A 20,071-nucleotide genomic window follows, 5' to 3' on the forward strand; every position below is an offset into this window, starting at 1 on the left:
AACACGGATCATTAGCTGGTAACCATTGCTGAGCTTCTTGTATCATGCTTAACCAGGGTACTAAAGGATCATTCGGGGTACGGGTAGTCCCGTCATATTTGAAACCCTGCAAACGGTTGTACTGGAAGTACCAGCCAGCACTTGCTTCTGAACCGTCATTAGCGGCTGTGGCCTGCCCGTCTGAACCCAGGTTCTGGGCAATCCAACAGCGTGCTTCTCCGGAATAAGTGGTACTCACTGTTTTATAGTTGACTGTCTTGTCTACCGGTACACCGTTTAGTCCGGCAGTATGGGTAATTGTAAAAGGTAAACAAACTTTAAAGCTCGCGACCAGGGGACTAAAGGCAGTACCTACACTATTGGCCGCAAAAGCGCGTACATAATAAACTGATTTTTCATCCAGCCCCTTGAGCGTGCCGGTGATATCCCCGATTCCTGTGCCCAAAGGAATCACCTGGTCACCCATTCCAGGATTTCCAGTAGTGTTCCAGACTAATCCTCTACTGGTTACAGCAGCTCCACCGCTATTGGTTACCGTAGCTGTGGCATCAGCTAAAGTAGCTGTAATGGTTTCTGAAGGAATGAGCACATTGCTTACTGAAGGAAGACGTTTCACAACTTCGTCCTGCAAGCAGCGCAGCGGCAATCCGGCGGATTTCTCATTATAGGTTGTTCTTGAATTGGTAAAGTAATAACCCTGGCTAACGTTGAGGTACATGGTACTGCTCCAGTAATTACTATTCACACCTCTGGTGCTTAAATTTCCGGCAGGAGTTATATCTCCGGCACCATGTAATTTTAAGACCGAAGCATAAGCGTCGGCTGCATTCTTCCAGTTTTGAGGAGAAGCGATAGTACTGGCCCATTCTGTATTGGTCGGGATACGCCACCCGCTGCCCAGCAGTTGTGTACATGGATCATTGGCTGCTGTCCAGCTTGAAGCATCATTGATCGGGGAAACCCAGGGGGCTATTACCTGGCCCGGTGTACGTGTTGTTCCATCATACTGATAACCCTGTAAACGGTTAAACTGCCAGTACCAGCCTGAAGAAGATCCGGTGGCATCGTTAACGGCTGATGCCTGCCTGTCTGCGCCCAGGTTCTGGGTAATCCAGCATTTATCGGTACCTGATATTTTAGTACTGACTGATCCATAAGTTACAGTTTTGTCTACCGGGGCGCCATTCAGTCCTGCTCTGTGGATGACCGTAAATGGCATACAGATTTTAAAGCTGGTAGCAATTTCACTATAAGCTGTACCTACGCTATTGGTTGCAAAAGCTTTCACATAATAAGTAGGCCCGTTTTCCAGACCTGAAATCAGTCCGCTGATCGTTCCTGTACCAGAACCCATCGGCACCACCTGATCTGAAAGCGTCGGGTTGCCTGTGGTATTCCACACAAATCCACGGGCGGTTACCGTTGCATTTCCATCTGGGTTAATGACCGCAGATCCTTTAGCTGTAGTTTCAGTCATCTCTGCCAATGGCAGGATTACGTTGCTCACTGAAGGAAGTGTAGTGAGCACTTCGTTACGCAGACAACGGACAGGTAAACCTGCACCTTTATTAGCTACGTTTGCAACACCATTAGCCAGTACATTCCCAGCTCCTGAAGATACCGCTGAACTGCTCCAGTAACGGCTATCAGTGCCTCTTAAAGTTAAAACATCATTCGCAATACCACCCGCAGCATGAATTTTTAAGACAGAGTTATAAGTATCAGCACTTGTTCTCCAATATTGGGGAGCGGCAATTGCATTCTTCCATTCTGTACCGGTAGGCAATCTCCAGCCACCACCCAGCATCCTGAAACAAGGATCATTGGCTGGTAACCACTGACCAGGTTCATCTATTGTTCCTATAAATGGAAGCAAAGGATCATTAGGTGTGCGGGCGGTTCCGTCGTGCTTGTAACCTTGTATCCTGTTAAACTGGAAGTACCAGCCAGCACTTGCTTCTGTGCCGTCACTCACTGAGGCAGCCTGCTGATCTGCACCCAGGTTCTGGGTAATCCAGCATCTGGCTTCACCCGAAACAGTGGTACTGATTGTTTTATAGGTTACTGTTTTATCAACTGGTGCACCATTTAATCCGGCGGTATGAATAATCGTAAACGGTAAACAAACTTTAAAGCTCGCTACCGAAGGACTAAAGGCAGTACCTGCACTGTTAGTTGCAAAAGCACGTACATAGAAAACTGCTTTTTCATCAAGACCGCTCAGCAGGCCTTTCATTTCGCCCATTCCAGTACCCAAAGCAATCACATGATCTTCCATTCCAGGATTTCCGATGGTGTTCCAGACCAATCCTCTGCTGGTTACCGGGCTGCTGCCAGAATTGAGTACTGCTGCTAAAGCTTCGGCAGTAGCCGCTGTTATCGTAGCAGACGGAATCACAACGTTACTTAAAGAAGGAACACTGGTCATACCTCCGTCTTGTAAACAGCGCAGCGGCAATCCAACGGATTTCTCATTGTAGCTTGTTCTTGAATTGGTAAAATAATAACCCTGGCTAACATTGAGATACATGGTACTTGTCCAGTAATTACTATTCACACCTCTGGTGCTTAAATTTCCGGCAGCAGTTACATCTCCTGCACCATGTAATTTTAATATAGATGCATAAGCATCAGCAGCATTCTTCCAGTTCTGAGGCGGGCCAATGGCAGCAGTCCATTCTGAATTGGTCGGGATACGCCAGCCGTTGCCCAGTAGTTGTGTACATGGGTCATTGGCCGCTGTCCAGCTTGAAGCATCATTGATTACAGACACCCATGGTGCCTCAACCTGGCCTGGCGTGCGCGTTGTTCCATCATACTGATAGCCTTGTAAACGGTTAAACTGCCAGTACCAGCCCGAAGATGCTGCTGATGCATCGTTCACTGCTGTTGCCTGCTGATCTGCGCCCAGATTTCTGGTGATCCAGCATTTATAGTCTCCTGATATATTAGCGCCTACGCTTTCATAAGTAATTGTTTTATCTGTCGGTGCGCCGCTAATTCCTGCTCTGTGTATAACCGTAAGTGGTTTACAGATTTTAAAGTTTACTGCAACTGCACTGTAGGCTGTACCGACGTTATTAGTGGCATAAGCTCTGACATAATAAGTGGGCCCTTCTTCTAAGCCTTCCAGTACTCCGGTTATGGTATTGATATCTTTACTGGCAATCACATGATCTTCTAACGCAGGAGTTCCGGTTGTATTCCAAACGAGTCCGCTCGCTGTTACCGGAGCACCACCATCAGCAGTTACCGTTGCCGTTCCTCTTGCTGAATGATCTGTAATCTCAGACAATTTCACTTGATCAACCACCGGAAGAATTGCAGCAGTAGTTACACTATCCTGTTTACCATAAGCAGTACCTACACTATTGGTGGCATAAGCTCTGTAATAATATTTAGTAGCTAAGGTTAATGTTTTAGGATTACTCACGAAGATACCCGTTCCAGCACCATCAACTGTCCTCAGCGTAGAAGCAATAGTAGGTTCAGGGGTTATGCTCATCACAACTCCTCTTGAAGTTACAGCCGCACCACCGTCCATAGTCACTTCTCCACCTGTGGTTAAGGTCGTGCTTAAAATATTCGTAGCTGTGGTAGTGGTTACTGTTGGGATATTAATGGTTGTTAAACTATCCAGGTTACCATAACTTGTACCTACTGCATTGGTTACATAGGCTTTTACATAATAAGTGGTACCTACTTTTAACCCGGTAATACTACTGCTAAAATTAGCTGCGCTTGCACCATTAAGCGTTTTACCCGGATCTTCTATGGTTGGGTTTTTAGTTTCACTCCAGCATACCCCTTTCTGAATAATTCCTGTTCCGCCGTCACTTGTAATCGTACCACCAGAAGTCGCAGAGTTTTTAGTAATTGCGCCTGGTTTGGTCGTGGTCACTTTAGCAAAATCAGGTGTACTGAATGTGGTTGATTTCACGCTGTATCCTGTTCCTGTGGCATTTTTACCATATGCCCAGATATAATATTTAGTAGCTGGCAATAAATTGGCAGGTGTTCCTGAAATTGAAGTCCCGACTGCGCCAATACTTAAGTTATTTCCATCCGCAGCAGCCGGAATAACATCTGCTGTATTCCAGATAAAGCCAAGATCTGTGATTACAGATCCGCCATTAAATGACAAGCTGGCTAAAGCCGCAGCACTATTCAGCTGAATATTAGAAACCGTTACAGCGCTAAGGTTAGGTACAACCCCTGCTGAAGTCAGCACAATTTCATTTCCATAAGCAGTACCCACGCTATTGGTTGCAAATGCACGTACATAATAAGTTGCCCCTGGGATCAGTCCACCAAAAACATTGTCAAATATGCCTGTACCTGCGGTACCATTTACAATTTTCCCCGTAGAAGCAACTGTTGGTAAAGTAGTGGTGCCCCAGACAAATCCACGGGTGACAACTGGCATTCCACCGTCATCGGTAATCTCTGCAATACCTTTTGATGAATAGCCATCTATAGAGGTTATACTAGTGGTTGTTAACGTTGGCAAGCTCACCGAATTGGTTTTAAGCTGCGCCTGACTTCCATAAGTGATACCAACTAAATTGGTGGCATAAGCTCTCACATAATAAGTTGTATTCGGTACCATGTCAAATAGATCAGCCGTGAAAGTACCTATACCTTTAGTCACGTTATCTACTGTTTTAGTAGCCAGTGCAATAGTCGGATCACTGTATCTATCCCAAACAATTCCTCTGCTTAGGATTGGTGTTCTTCCATCATCGGTAATTTCTCCACCGCTGGTTGCTGTAGTCGCACGGATATTCGTGATTGGTGAAGTCGCTGTTAAAGTTGGAGGAGCCAGTGTAATAAATGATTCTTCCAGACCGTAGGCTACTCCGATCCCATTCACAGCATAAGCTCTCACATAGTAAATTGTATTCGGCAACAGACCTGTTATTTTACCGATAAAATCTCCATCACCGCCATTTACATCAACTGTTTTTGTCAATAAGGTATTGGTCGGGTTCTGTTGCGTACTCCAGCAAATACCACGTTTAGTCACTGTGGCCCCACCATCACTGGTAATTTTGCCACCACTGGTTGCTGTTGTACCTGTTATTTCTGTCACCTTAGTGGTTAACAGAATTGGCGAAGTCGGGAATATAGTTACGGTTAACTGGTTGCCATAAGTTATACCGGCACTGTTTTCTGCATAAGCACGTACATAATAAGCGGTACTTCTGACTAAGTTTTTAAGTTCACTGATAAAAGTGTTCTGACCAGCGCCTTCATTTGTTCTGTTGACAAGCTCTGTTTTAGGATCAAAGTCTATTTTGCTGCTCCAGACAATACCTTTGCTGGTAATTGCTGCTCCGCCAGCTGAGGTAATGATACCTCCACTGCTCGCGGTAGTTCCGCTGGTGATTACAGGATCTGTGGTCGTTAAAGTTGGAGGGACTGCTGCTGAAACAAAACTAATTTCATTCCCGTAAGCTGTACCTAAACCGTTGGTCGCGTAGGCTCTGACATAGTATAAAGTTGAAGGTGCAAGGTTTTTCAGCTGACTGATAAAAGTGCCTGTTCCTTTGTCAATTGTTTTAGACAGGAGTTCTGAAGTGGGGTTTGGACTGGTACTCCAGCATAAGCCTTGTACGGTTACTTTTGAACCACCATCACTGCTGATTACCCCTCCGCTCATGGCAGATCCTGCTGCATTCTCAGAGATTTCGGTCGTGGTTAAAGTAGCATAGTTTTGCGTGGTAAAGCTCAATTCATTTCCATAACCAATGCCCACTCTATTAGTGGCATAAGCGCGGATATAATAAGTGGTACCCGGTTTCAGGCCGGTAACCTGGCTGTTAAAGATTCCTTTTCCTGCACCACCTTCCAGCGTTCTGTGAACAGTTTCTGTTTCTGGGTTAAAGTTAGGTGTGGTGCTCCAGACTACCCCGCGTATGGTGGTAGGAACTCCACCTTCTTCGGTAATATTTCCACCACTGTAGGCAGTAGTCCCGGTAATCAGAACTGGGTTAACGGTTGTGAGTAATGGCAGTCCCGGAGGATAGGTTGTGAAGCCAACCTGCTGCCCGTAAGCTGTACCTGCAACATTGGTTGCATAAGCTTTTACATAATACCTGGTATCAGCCATCAGGTCTTTCAGCTGACTGTCGAAACTACCTGTACCTCCGCCATTAATAGTTTTATCCGGTGATAAAGGATTTGGTTCAAAGTTTTCTACTGTACTCCAGTAAACTCCGCGGTTGCTGATTATACCGCCGCTGGCACTGGTAATTGTACCCCCCATTAAACCTGTGGTATTGGTGATTAATCCTGGTGAATTCGTCACAATAACCGGTAATCCAATCGTCGTGAAACTGGTCAGATCTCCGTAAGAAGTTTCTGCGCTATTCATGGCATAAGCCCGTACATAATAGGTTGTGCCTGGTTTAAGGTTGTTCATGCTGGCCACGAAAACTCCTTTATCCTGACCTGCCATGGCAATTTTATTCTTCGAGATCGTGTCCGGATTGAAATCAGGGTAAAGACTCCAGACAATACCCATGGTTTTCACTGTTGTATTTCCATTGCTGATTATATTTCCTCCACCAACGGCAGTTGTTCCTGTAATCTGGCTGATTGCACTGGTGGTCACTGTCGCTGCAATAGATGGTTTGGTCACAAAACTTTCCAGGTTTCCATAACCGTAACCAACACCATTGCGGGCATAAGCACGTACATAATATTGAGTCCCTGGGGTCAGGTTAGTGATGTTACTTCCATAAATACCTTTACCTGAACCTGTTTGCGTAGTACGATCGATTAGTATGGATTCAGGAATAAAATCTGCCTGGGTACTCCAGATTACACCACGTGTAGTGGATGGTGCTCCTCCTTCATCAGTAATATTCCCTCCGCTTGCAGCGCTGGTTACTGTGAGCTGGTTGGGTACGGTAGTGGTTAATACCGGAACTGTAGCCGGGTTTGTCGTTAAACTAACCTGCTGACCATAAGACATTCCTGTATTGGTAAACGCATAAGCGCGGATATAATATTTAGTCGATGGAGCCAGGTTTTTTAAGAAACTGTCAAAATTTCCCGTACCCGCTCTGTCTTCTGTTTTATCCAGAGAAAGTTCATCGGGTTCAAAGTTTTCAATTGTACTCCAGAATACCCCGCGGCCTGTAACCGGAGAACCGCCGGAATCAGAAATAGTACCTCCGGTAACAGCAGTAGTATGGGTAATCAGTGAGGGTAAAGTGGTTACAATAGTTGCCTTCCTGGTGGTGACAAAACTCAGGATATTTCCATAGGCAGTACCCGCTTTACTTACTGCATAAGCGCAAACGTAATAAGTTTTACCGATGGAAAGGTTAGTCAGGTTGCTCGTAAAAACCCCTTTTCCATAACCTGTTTCTGCGGTTCTGTTCGTGAGTTCAGCAGCAGGATCGAAATCAGGGTTCAGGCTCCAGATCACTCCTCTTGTAGTAATCAGTGCACCGCCATCACTGGTAATATTTCCACCGCTAATCGCAGCTGCACCTGTAATCCCAGTAATTTTAGTGGTCACCAGTGTTGCTTTTACAGCAGGTTTGGTCTCTACTATCTCCTGATTTCCATAAGCAGTACCGGCAAAGTTAGTAGCAAAAGCACGGACATAATAGGTTGTAGAACCCATCAGGTCTTTAAGGTCTGCGGTAAAGCTACCAGAACCGGAGCCGGCAATAACAAACTGATCGGCTATGGTTGGATCAGGGTCCGTACTCCAGCAAATTCCGTTGCTCTGGATATAAGATCCGCCATTGCTCAGGATTGTTCCCCCGCTGGTTGCAGCGGTACTGGTAATCGTTTGTGCGATAGGTTTCAGGGTCGTTAAGGTAGCCAGTGTAGCTGTTCTTAAAACCACCTGGTTGCCAAAAGTCAAGCCTGCGGAGTTTGCCGCGTAAGCGCGTGCATAATAAGTAGTACCAGGAGTCAGGCCCTGGAGTACACTCACAAAATCCCCGGTCGCATTCTGTACTGTTTTTTGAGTGGTTGCTGTATCTGGTTGAAAACCGGAAAGCGTATTCCAGACTACTCCTGCCCCGGAAAGCAGTGCGCCTCCGTTACTCAAAAGATGTCCGCCGCTCACTGCGGTACTTCCGGTAATAGCTGTTGCTTCTATAGTGGTCAATATGGGCGAAACCGGAGGGATTGTGGTAAAGCTGATCTCATTACCATAAGAAACACCTGCTTTATTTATCGCATAGGCTTTTACATAATAGGTTGTACTTCCCATTAAATCTTTAATAGGGTCGATAAAAGTTCCGATACCTATACCATTCTGGGTTCTTGTAGTAAGGTCAATAGTCGGGTTTCCTTTAGTATTCCATACAATTCCACTCTTGGTAACTTTATCGCCACCATCACTAAAAATATCTCCTCCGCTTGTTGCAGTTATACTGGTCAGGTTACTGGCCGGAGTGGTAATCAGTGAGGCCAGTGTATAGGTTTTAAAGCTGACTTCTTCGCCATAACCGACTCCTGCACTATTCATAGCGTAAGCCCTTACGTAATAAGTTTTGTTAGGTAAAAGTTCGCTGAGTGTACTGGTAAACCTGGTAAGCTTTTCAGTCTGACTGGTTTTATTTCCAGCAGAAAGATCGGGTGTAAATCCTGAAGTCAGGCTCCAGATTACGCCATGACTGGTCACTTCTGCACCCCCGCTACCCGTAATATTTCCTCCTCCTTTTGCGGTAGTTCCATCGCCGCCGTCTACTGCTAAAGTAACCACAGCTGGTTTTTCTGGCGGAGCGGTCGTCACGAGTTGAACTGCTCCATAACTGGTGCCTACATAGTTGGTCGCATAGGCACGCAGATAGTATTTTGTACTACCCATCAGGTCTTTTAAGTCACTGGTAAAGATCCCTGTTCCTCTGCCGTCTTTCGTCAGATCCCCTTCAATGGTTGGGTTCTCTGCTGTACTCCATACCAGTCCTCTGCTGAGTACCGTCATACGTCCATCGTCAGTAATATTTCCCCCACTGCTGATGCTTGTACTTTTAATCAGTATTGCAGGAGTTGTGGTTAAAGCTGGGAGTTGTGGAGTTGTAAAAACCATTTCCTCTCCATAACCTGTCCCTTTACTGTTAGTAGCATAGGCCCTCACATAGTATTTAGTTCCCGGAGTAAGTGCATTCAGATAGTTATTATAAATGCCTTTACCATTACCGGAGATATTTTGTGTTGTTTTCGTAGCCAGCGCAATTGTAGGCTGCGGACTGGTACTCCAGACTACGCCACGCTTAGTGATTGCTGATACACCATTACTGGTAATATCGCCGCCTGTCATCGCATTGGTTCCGTTATAACTTTCTATAGATCCGTCGATATGACTGGCCATATCATAATTAAAGGGTTGAATGGTACTGATTGTAGGTACAGAACTTGTTACGAAACTGGATTCACTGCTATAGCTGATGCCCACACTGTTTTTAGCGTAAGCACGAACGTAATAAAGTGTGCCTTCCTGCAAGTTGGTCAGGTTGCAAATAAATGTACCGATATCTGTTGCGTTCACAGTTGTGGAGGGGCCATAGATAATATTCACGCGATCAGTACTCCAGCTCATACCGCGTTCGGTAACCACTTCTCCTCCATTATTGATGATGGTCACTTCGCTGACTGCCGATTTATCGGTGATGTCAGTGATTTTAATGTTTGGTGAACTCAATACAGGCGCTGTTGCACGCGGGGTAGTAAATTGTAACAGGTTACCATAAGCGGTTCCTATCACATTGACGGCATAAGCCATCACATAATAGGTGGTATTTCTTAACAGGTCAATTAACCGGCTTGGGAATATCCCCACACCTGAACCATCGAGTGTGGTAACGGCATCCGGATCGTTTGCAGGGTCTGCTGTTTTACTCCAGATAATTCCTCTTTTAGTAACCGGGGCACCGCCATCACTTCTGATATCACCACCACTATTAGCCATCACGGGTGAGAAGTTATCGATGTCTAACGTGATAATATCCGGCAGGGAAGCCAGTGCAGAAGTGAAAGTTAAATCCTCTCCATAGACAATACCTGCGCTGTTGATTGCATAAGCTCTCACATGGTAAACGGTATTGGCTTTGAGTCCGGAGATCACTCCTGGAAAAATCCCGGTATCGTTTCCAAATACTGCATTCTCTGTTTTACTGCTCAGCGTGATTTCCGGATTGGCTGAGGTATCCCAGCAAATTCCATAAGTGGTAATTGCAGATCCGCCATTACTGATAATGTTGGTGCCGCTGAGCGCAGAAATATTGGTAATTTTTGTAGGGATCAGGGTAGAAATTACAGGAAGACAACTAATGTCATTCCATACGGTACCGGTATAGTAACGAATAGCTTTTGATTGTGTATTGATATAAATAGCGCCCGGAGATAAGCCTAAAGGTGCGGGGTTACTGTTCAGCACAGGAAGTTTAGAGATCTTCATTCCACTGTTGGTAGAAAAGCCTGTGTTTTGGGTAAAGCCACCTTTGCCATAAAGTTTGGCGACAGCCCACCAGGCAAACCCATCATAAACTTTCATCGTGTTTTCCGTTTTTGAGAAATACACGCCTCCGGTTGCATTGGTCCCTGCGGGTTCAGCAGCCAGTGCTGATAAATAAGGTATACCGGTTTTTACTTCGAAATAGTCTTTAACAGTAGTACTATTAAGGTTACTGCTGCATAGTGTTTCCCAGGTTGATCCGTTATAAATCAGGGGTTGTTTGTCAGTACTGCTATAGATCAGCATGCCCGTTGCCGGGGCTGCTACAGCCGAAGGCACTAAAACAGGTAAGTGAGGAATTCCCCCGATTACTCTGAAATAGCCCTGTGCCGAAACGTTTGAAATTCCAACGAGCAAGAAGAAAGTTATAAGCTGAACTGTATGTAGTAGTTTCTTCAAAATTTGTGTTTCTCTTTGTTTCCTGACTGATTTCTAATATTTTGTTATTGTATCTTTTTCAGAATACTGTTGATCTGCTCCTGTTGGTTATTCATCCGGGTTTGCAGTTCTTCTATTTGTTTTTGCTGTTCTTTTACGGCCTGGATCAGCATTCCTGTAAGCTGGGTGTAGTCAACTTTAAGGAAGCCATCTTTACCTGTAGTTACCATCGCTGGATATACCTTTTGAAGTTCCTGGGCAATGACACCGATTTTAGATCCGGATGCGTATTTATGCTGGTCTTTGTATTCAAATTTTACACCTCTGAGCTGATCTATTTTTTGCAATACGTTGCCAAGGGTTTCAATATTGGTTTTCAATCTTTTGTCTGATGGGGTATAGAAGTTTCCGTTAACGGTTACGTCCTGTCCGAAACTGGCGTTACCTTGTGTATCGAAAGTCAGTCCTTTTCCGTCAACACCGTCATTGCTGATAGCATAAACAGAAAGTTTAATGCTTTCTGTAGCTTTATGATTACCCAGGTTATCTTTCGCATTAGCACCTGCGGTCAGTAAGCCGGCATCCACATACTTTTTAGTTGCTGCGTCCTGATTCGCGATCGGATCAACCAGATTGGTCAGTTTGAAATTTCCCATGGATACATCTGCCTGTGCTGAACCGAATCCGCTTAATGGGATTACATTTTTAGGAGTGGATACAGCGATACCTGATGCGTTACCTACATAAAGGTTTTGATCAGCCAGTTTATTGTCCATTGGTACCCAGTCTTTACCGTTATAAACGTATAAGCGGTTGTCTGCGGTGTTGTAATAAGTGTCTCCTGCAACTGCTGTACCCGGAGCAGTTGGCCCTACTGGTGTTTTAGTCGTTTTTGAATCTACATATTTCTTAGTCGCTGCATCCTGATCTGCTAGCGGATCGGCAAGGGTAGTCAGTTTAAAGTTACCAAAAGATATATCTGCTGCCGGAGTACCAAAGCCACTGAGTGGAACTGAAGTTTTTGGAGTGGAAACGGCATTGCCTTTAACATCACCTACATACAATTCTGTATTGTTTAGTTTATTGTCTACAGGTACCCAGTCTTTACCGTTATAAACGTACAGGCGGTTATCTGCGGTATTGTAGTAAGTGTCACCCGCAACTGCTGTACCCGGAGCGGTTGGCCCTACTGGTGTTTTAGTACTTTTTGAATCTACGTATTTTTTAGTGGCGGCTTCCTGATCTGCTGTTGGATCTGCCAGGTTAGTAATTTTGAAATTAGTAGTTCCATTCCCTATCGAAAGATCTTTTAGCGCATTTCCAAAATCACTCAGCGGAATTGCATTTTTATTAACTGCAACTGCTTTATTCGAAGCATCACCTACAAAAATATGGTCGTCTTCTAATACTAAAGCGCCAGGAGCAGCAATCTTGTCATCTACATATTTTTTAGTGGCGGCATCCTGATCAAATGTTGGATTTTTCAGGAAACTAATACCAAATTGTGTAGTGGCATCTCCCATGTATAGCGTCTCGGCCGCTTTTGCAAAACCACTTACCGGAATCTGACTTTTTAATGTGGCCGCAGCTTTTCCTGATGCATTACCTACAAAGAAATTTCCAGCCGGTAAAGCAAGAAGAGAAGCCGGTGCTTTAAAAATATCATCTACATATTTTTTGGTTGACGCATCTTCGTCCGCTACAGGTGCAGCCAGATTTCCCAGTGTAAAACCACCCATTAAAATATCAGCTGTGGGTTTACCAAATTCACTTAAGGGAATACTGCTTTTTAATACTTCTGAAGCTTTCCCTGCCGCATCTCCTGCAAACAGATAACCAGTGGCCAACGAAATATTGGCAGGGCTGATCACTTTGGTATCTACATAGTTTTTAGTGACTGCATCTTGTGCTGCTGCTGGTTCTGCAAGACCCGTAAGTTTAAAACCGCCAATAGCAAGATCTGCAACAGGTGTACCAAATCCATTTAGTGGAATTGCATTTTTAGCAATCTGTACGGCAAGATTAGCGTCTCCACCCACCAATAAATTTCCTTTTGACAGGATAAGATTACTCGCATTCGTTTGCCTGTTGTCTACATAATTTTTAGTAGCCGCATCCTGTGCTGCGGTAGGATCTGCAAGGTTGACAATTTTAAAGTTACCTCCGGTAGTTCCAGTTCCCATTGATACATTTGCGGTAGCTTTATCAAAGCCACTTACAGGTATTAAGTTTTTGGCAACTGCGACTGCTTTGTTAGCGGAGTTACCAACAAAAAAACTATTATTTGTCAGCCCCAGTATAGCAGGATCGGTAAATAATATATCTACATAACTTTTAGTAGCGGCATCAGAGGCAGCAGAAGGATTACCCAGATTGGTGATTCTGAAATTGGTGCTTCCATCTCCCATTGAAACGTTGTCAGAAGGATTTCCGAATCCACTTAACGGAATATTCAGCTTATCTAATTTCTCATCAGTAACCGCAAGGTCCTTAATGGTTAATTTTCCGGCATTGGTAATTGTTGCATCTCCTGATAACGCAACTGAAGTGGCTACGTTAGACGCATTACCAACAAAAATCTGCCCATTACGTAATGCATTATTAATCGACATCCAGGCTGTACCATTGTAAACATATAGTTTATGATCAGAGACATTATAAAATAAATCTCCACCTTTTACAGGAGCCGCCGATGGGTCAGGATTAATGTTCCCGCCTGGTGTTGAGCCATTGGTTGAGATCTTAAACCATACCCCGCCATTATAGATGTAGGTATTGTTATCATCTTTATTGAAGAACATTTCTCCGATTTTGGTCGGATTAGGAAATTCACCTGCCGAACCGCTTGCAATGATCCCGCTTCCCAGAGGAACCCAACCATTTGCTGTAAATGCATACAGTTTTTTATCTGTTACATTATAGTACAAATCCCCAAATTTCGGGTCTTTAGGTATTTCGGTATCACTACCAGATTTAAATCCCCGGATATCACGGTCAATATCTAAGATCGCTGCATTCTGTACTGCGATTTTTAATTTATCATTTATGTTTTCTGCATCGTAAGTTGCCATTGCATATCCTTTGGAAGTAGGACGAAAAAGCGTTCCGCTTGCATATGCTGTAGGGTATGATAGCCCCGCAACTGTAGAGCCTCTGAGATAAGTCACGTCAGCAGTAATCTGTTCTCCCTTAAGGCTCGTAATTTTATCAATCCTGAAAGTTAATCCAACGTTATCCGCAATGACATCTCCAACCTTAACATCTGCCGCAGTATAGATGTACGTCATGTCTGTAAAGTCTCCTTCAATTGAATAGTTCGATGCCGGAGTTGAGGGGACCTCAGATACTCCGGAAATATAAAACCTACCGTTAAGAGGTGACTGTGCCTTGCTGCAAATGGCAAATAATACCAGCACAGAGGTAAGAATATAATACTTTTTGAATCTCATTTTAACAATCCTTATTTTTAATAAAAATCAATTGCTTACTAGAAAGTGATGACCAGAGAATAAACCTTGTATGTAGTAGGAATAAACTTCATAGATAAAACATTACCTGTATAACTTTCCACACTCAGGAATGAACCCTGACCGGCAGTACCAATGGTTCTGAACTGGTGAGCCATTCCATTTGCACCTCCGGAATTTCTATCCAGCAAAATAATACTTGTAGGCACCCATAAATTCTGGACACCTGAATTGATGTCTGCATTGGCATCTTTCATATCAAAATATAAAACTGGTGATGGATCTGATGCTGCTTTACCAAGCAGCGGGTTATCGATATTTAACCTTAGTGTAGATAAACTCACTCCTTTAGGGATAGTAATTGTAAACAAGTTTTTAACCCCTGCAATTGGCCCGTCAGATTGCACTACTGTAACTCCATCATCTGATGCTTTGACCATTGCATAGCTGCTTGCTGGCAATGGGTAAATTTTAAATGCACCGCCGCCCCCGCCGCCTGCTACCGGAGTAACCCAATTCGCTTTTTTACCATCGGCACTTACTGTCAGGACTTTATTGGCGTCTGTTGGTGTTACGATATCATCTATCTTATCTAGTTTAATCTTATCTGTATTTGGCATCAAACCAGCTGCTGTAGCTGTTGCAGCTGGAATAATAGCTGCTTTTCCCGGAGTTGTTGGGGTAATTGTTCCTTGTGTGGCTGCTGCGGTGTAAGTTAAATCTGTAGCCGCACCGCCACCGCCTGCTGGTGTTGCCCAGGTAAATCCACCGCTTCCGTTTGAAGAAAGGACTTGTCCTGTTGTCCCGTTAGCGGTAATGTTATTTAATTTGGTAGCGGTAATGGTTTGGTTTGCAATATCTGCTGCGACAACTGTCCCGTCCAGAATATGTGATGAGGTTACTTTATTCACTCCGATCGCGGTCGTAATTGGCCCGGTACCGCTTCCACTTACATCACCCGAAAGGACTATGGTTTGATCACCTGTATTTGTGCCGGCTAAATTATTACCGATAATTGTTCCTGGCGTATTGATAGAGGTTGGCGTGATATTTCCTAAACTCAGCGAAATACCTGGTGTAGTAGAGGGCGCTGCCACTGAACCAATGATACCATTATTGGTCGTCAGCGATACGTTAGTTACCGTTCCGCTACCACCACCCCCGCCTGCTGCGTTTAAAGTATTGCCAGTAAAACTTAAACCTGTTCCTAAAGTAATTTCACTTACTGCTGTTCCTGATGCACCCGACCCTAATAATTTATTAGGAGTCATCGCCTGCATTTTTGCATAAGTAACTACACCCGGCTGAATAACTACTGTATTTTTAGCTGTAGTTTTTACATCTCCGGTAATAATTGCATTGGTTTCTACTGTTTGGGATTTACCAGGAATATCTGTCTGATCACCTGTATTTGTTCCGCTCAGGTTACTTCCGGTAATAGTCCCGCTTGTACTGATAGCGCCTGTAGCATTGATCGCTGTTGGGGTAATCGCACCTAAACTCAGCGTAATTGCTGGTGTAGTAGCCGGATTAGCTACAGTACCACTGATCCCATTTGCATTTGTAATGGCAACGGAAGTTACTGTTCCACTGCCCCCACCTGTATTGGCTGTCCATAATGCAGCGGTACCACCACTATTTACGGTCAGTACTTTATTGGCATCTGCTGCTGTAAATGCCGGAACCTTTTTATCAATATATGTTTTTGTTGCTTTTTCTGTTGGGAATTTCACATCTGAGTTACTGGCAAATGTTCCGTCAGTACTTTTGTTAACGGCATCTTCTTTACCTGTAAGCGCAGCGGTGTGGGCTGCAACGGTAGGGTTTGCACTGACTCTTGCTTCTGTATAATATTTATTACCAGCTTCAGTGACCTGATCTGTAGTATAATCACCAGGCGCCGCAGCAATTGCCCCGGTTCTGCCAAATACAGTAGAAATAGTACTGCTGCTGCTTACTTTATCCCAGGCTGTACCGTTTGAAATCACCCAGTCTCCTACATTTAAAGTCAAACCTTGTTGTGTTCCTGCTGTGGTTACCACAAAATAGTACCCTTTGTTAGCGGAACCCGGAGCCGCCAGGGCTGGTGAATTCGACACCGCGTTATAGACACCCTGATAAGTCACTGCCCCGGTTAAAGAGTTTGGTAGATATTTACTGTCAATTTTACCAGATCCGTCTAATGGGGTTACGCCCGAAGGCGATCCTTTTTCTGTAATATTTATTTTTCCATCCAGCGCTGCTTTAGTCAGGTCACTGATGATTTTATCTTTATCTGCTGTATTTTGAATATTGCCAAGACCTAAGTTTGTTCTTGCTCCGGCAGCGTCTGTTGCGCCTGTTCCACCATTGGCAATTGCCACTACACCTGTTACATTAACAGCCGTAGCAGCAGATCCTGCTGTGGTTGCAGAGGTTGCATTCCCGATTAAATCTGCTTTGATTTTACCTGCGGAGAAATCACCGTTGGCATCTCTTTTAACGATTGTATTAGGGGTATTGGCAGCAGTTGCTGCGTTTGCAAGGTTTACACCGTCTTTAATCACATCAGCAGCTAAACCGCCAACTTGTTTGACTAAAGGCAAATCTGCTGTACCTGTAAAGTCTCCTGCTAGTTTCAGCTTTCCTTTGGTGGTTGCATCTGCATCAGGAACTGCTCCTGCTCCTATTTCAGCTGCTTTTACTGCTGCCGCAACTGTTTTATCTACATAAGTTTTTGTTGCTTTCTCTGTAGGAAACTTATCATCTGAGTTACTTGCAAATGTGCCGTCTAAACTTTTATTTACAGCGTCTTCTTTTAAATTTAATCCCAATTCTGTTTTCAGATCAGCCGGGGTAACTTCGATGAGCGTAGTTGCGTTTCCTGCTTTAATATAATTTCCGGCAGTATAAGAATCCTTACCCGTTCCACCATTGGCAACTGGAAGAATACCTGTTAATGAACCCGCTGTCACTGTGCCCCAGGTACCATCTCCGCGAAGAACTTTTGTTCCATCCGCAGTACCTGTAGTTTTCAATGCAGCCAGTGGAATGGTTCCATTACCAAAAAGTTGCTCTTTGAGGGTTCCGGTAGTCAGGTTATCTGCATTTGTCTGGTCAACGTTCTGAACTTTATCTAAAAGAAGTACCGATTTGACTTCCGCCGCATTAAGTGGCGTTGGTGCTGCTGGTGTTAAACCAGGGTTACCCAAAATTGTATTTGCAGGAATAGGGGCCAGACTTAAAGTAGCATCACCACTGGTCGCTCCTCCTGCTAATCCTGTTCCGGCAATTACGCTGGTTATACCGCTGGTACCACCTGGTGCTGTTGCTGACAATACTCCGCCTGCGTCAATACTCAGGTTTGCACCCACTTTGATTCCTCCCAGTGCCGAAGCAGAAGCAATTGGTAAAACGTAATTACCAGTACCCAGACCATCCAGCTTCGCTTTATCTGCCGGAGTAAGCAGACCCGATTTAGTTGTCGTTGCATCAGGAATGTTCACTGCTAATGTTCCACCATTGATGGCGATACCATTACCAGCAGTAATGTATTCAGGTTTACCGGCCACTGCTGTACTATTCCCTATTAATGAATTGGGTAAAGCATCAGCCATTTTTGCCAGCGTAACGGCTTTGTCGGCCAGGCTTAAGTCTGTTGTATTTCCGTCTCCGGTTAAGGTTGCATCATGTTTAACACCTGTCATCCCACCACCTGTAGAAGTTGTGATCTTACCTTGCAATTCTTCTAATGCAGCTTGTACATTCGTTGAAACCAGTGCGCCTTTTGGGGTAACGGGAACAGTAAGTGCGATCTGACTACCACCATTATTAGCCATATTATTGATCAGGGTGAGCTGTGCATCGGTCACGTATTTTTTATCAGTTGTTTCTGCTATATCAGCAGTAGTGGCATCTTCGCCTTTGATTACTAATCCTTTGGTATCATAAGTTATTTTAGTTTTAGTTGCAGCGATTACCGGAGTATTGCTGTCTACCTTTTTATTCAGTTCATTTTTAACTGCATCACTTACTGGCTTATTGATATCGGATGTATTGTCCACATTTCCTAAACCTAAGTTTGTTTTAGCATCAGGTGCATTGTTTGCACCTGTACCGCCATTAACAATGGCAACTATACCACTCACATTACGTGCTGTACCATCAATATTACCTGTAGCATTTCCAATGTTTGGTGTCGTTAAGGTTGGCGAATCACTTAATACAATAGCTCCTGTACCGGTTGTTGTTGCAGCTGTAATTGCACCTGTTTTTCCTTTTAAAATACCTTCTACTGAAGTTCCAAGGGTAATATTTGGTGTAGTTGATGGGTCAGTAACTGAACCTGTTAACCCATTTGCCGGGGTTACTGAGACAGAAGTAACAGTTCCCTGCCCGATATTACCGCCAGCACCAGATGTTGCATAGGTAATCCGGCCTTTTGCATCTATAGTAACATTTGCAGATTTGTATTCACCAGGAACAACGCCGGTATTTGATAATCCCAATGGTTTGCTCAAATTCCCAAGGCCTGTAAGTGAGGCATCATGCACAACTGGCCCGCCGCTGCTGCCATCGCTTAATAAAGAGTAAAGATCTACCTGGCTGTTTCTTGGCCCTGATATGGATAATACGGTCCCAACAAGGCTTAATGATTGGTTTAGGTTTTCAAGACTTACTGTATTTCCGCCTTTTATAGATAAGTTACTTGCTCCATCATAACTTAGTGCTGGCGTTTGCCCACCACCACCAGGCACGGCAGGGCCTGTAATTAACAGGTCATCCACATATTTTTTAGTCACCGCATCCTGATCTTTTGTCGGTGTTGCCAGATTCGTTATTCTGTATCCTCCTAAGGACACATTTTTAATTGGTGCCCCAAATCCACTCAGTGGAATATTCGTTTTATCCAGATCAATATTGCCAATTGTTCCGTTCGCAATTTTAGCTGAAGTAACAGCGTTGTCTGCCAGATCAAGGGTCAGGTCCTTCAGCACAGCCTCCTGACCATTTCCGATCGTAATAGTCCCTCCTGACGTGACTGTTTTCCCTATTGCGGGTAAAGAATTCCCCGGAAGTCCTGGGATACCTTGAATACCCTGTATCCCCTGAAGTCCTTGAACTCCCGGAGCTCCAGGTGTACCCGGAATACCTTGCAGCCCCTGGACACCAGGATCTCCTTTTGCCCCGACCAATACTGTCCCGTTTGATGGCCAGTTTCCTGATCCTTTGGGGCCATATAAAGTATTATTACTGGTGTTCAGATAGAAATCCCCGTTTGAACCTATAGTTGAAGCAGGAGCAACATTTCCATTTAAGATAGTATTTCCACTGGCTCCATTCCCTCCGGAAGTTAACTCTGAGTTATTTACCAGCCTCTGCCACTGTCCGTTATTGTAAAAATAAAAGCCTGGAGAACTGTTAGTCTGATAAACTAATAAACCATTGGCAGGGTTATTGATATCGTTACGTTGTAAAAGCGACATCCTTGGGATAAGAAGACCCTTTGAAGTAGAAAGTATTTCAAGCTGGGCACTTGCATCAGGAACGTTAGTTCCAATTCCAACTTGAGCTTTAGCACCGAATGCAGAGAGCAGTCCGATAAGCACGGCAAAATGCTTAACTTTTTTATTCATGAGCGTATTGAATTTAAAAATAGTAGATTAGATTTTATAGCAAAAAAGGGGAAATAAGCATAAACAGGCCCACTCTAAACACAGAGTACACCGTTTATTCATTTCCAATTACAGGTTAGCAGTTA

The 20,071-nt window shown here is 44.3% G+C and carries 3 protein-coding genes; all 3 read right to left on the minus strand.

Translation table 11 applies throughout. The annotated features are described in order from the left end of the window. Positions 1-10,885, minus strand: a 10,885-nt coding sequence (locus tag HDE70_RS18705; protein WP_183891531.1) for a hypothetical protein, incomplete at its 3' end; no start/stop codon positions are given. Positions 10,886-10,929: 44 nt separating this feature from the next. Beyond that, positions 10,930-14,313: a tail fiber domain-containing protein gene (locus HDE70_RS18710; protein WP_183891532.1), complete on the minus strand. Its 3,384-nt coding sequence runs from the start codon at positions 14,311-14,313 to the stop codon at positions 10,930-10,932. 38 nt (positions 14,314-14,351) lie between these two features. Next, the gene (locus HDE70_RS18715; protein ID WP_183868286.1) at positions 14,352-19,946 is read right to left on the minus strand and encodes a beta strand repeat-containing protein; all 5,595 of its coding nucleotides are present in this window, start codon (positions 19,944-19,946) and stop codon (positions 14,352-14,354) included. Positions 19,947-20,071 lie beyond the last annotated feature (125 nt).

Origin of the sequence: Pedobacter cryoconitis (assembly GCF_014200595.1) — a bacterium.
In the GTDB taxonomy this organism is placed as follows: domain Bacteria; phylum Bacteroidota; class Bacteroidia; order Sphingobacteriales; family Sphingobacteriaceae; genus Pedobacter; species Pedobacter cryoconitis_C.

Excerpts from the sequence above, each read along its gene's own strand:
- HDE70_RS18710 (WP_183891532.1), bottom strand. The coding sequence starts at position 14,313 with ATGAGATTCAAAAAGTATTATATTCTTACCTCTGTGCTGGTATTATTT.
- HDE70_RS18715 (WP_183868286.1), bottom strand. The coding sequence starts at position 19,946 with ATGAATAAAAAAGTTAAGCATTTTGCCGTGCTTATCGGACTGCTCTCT.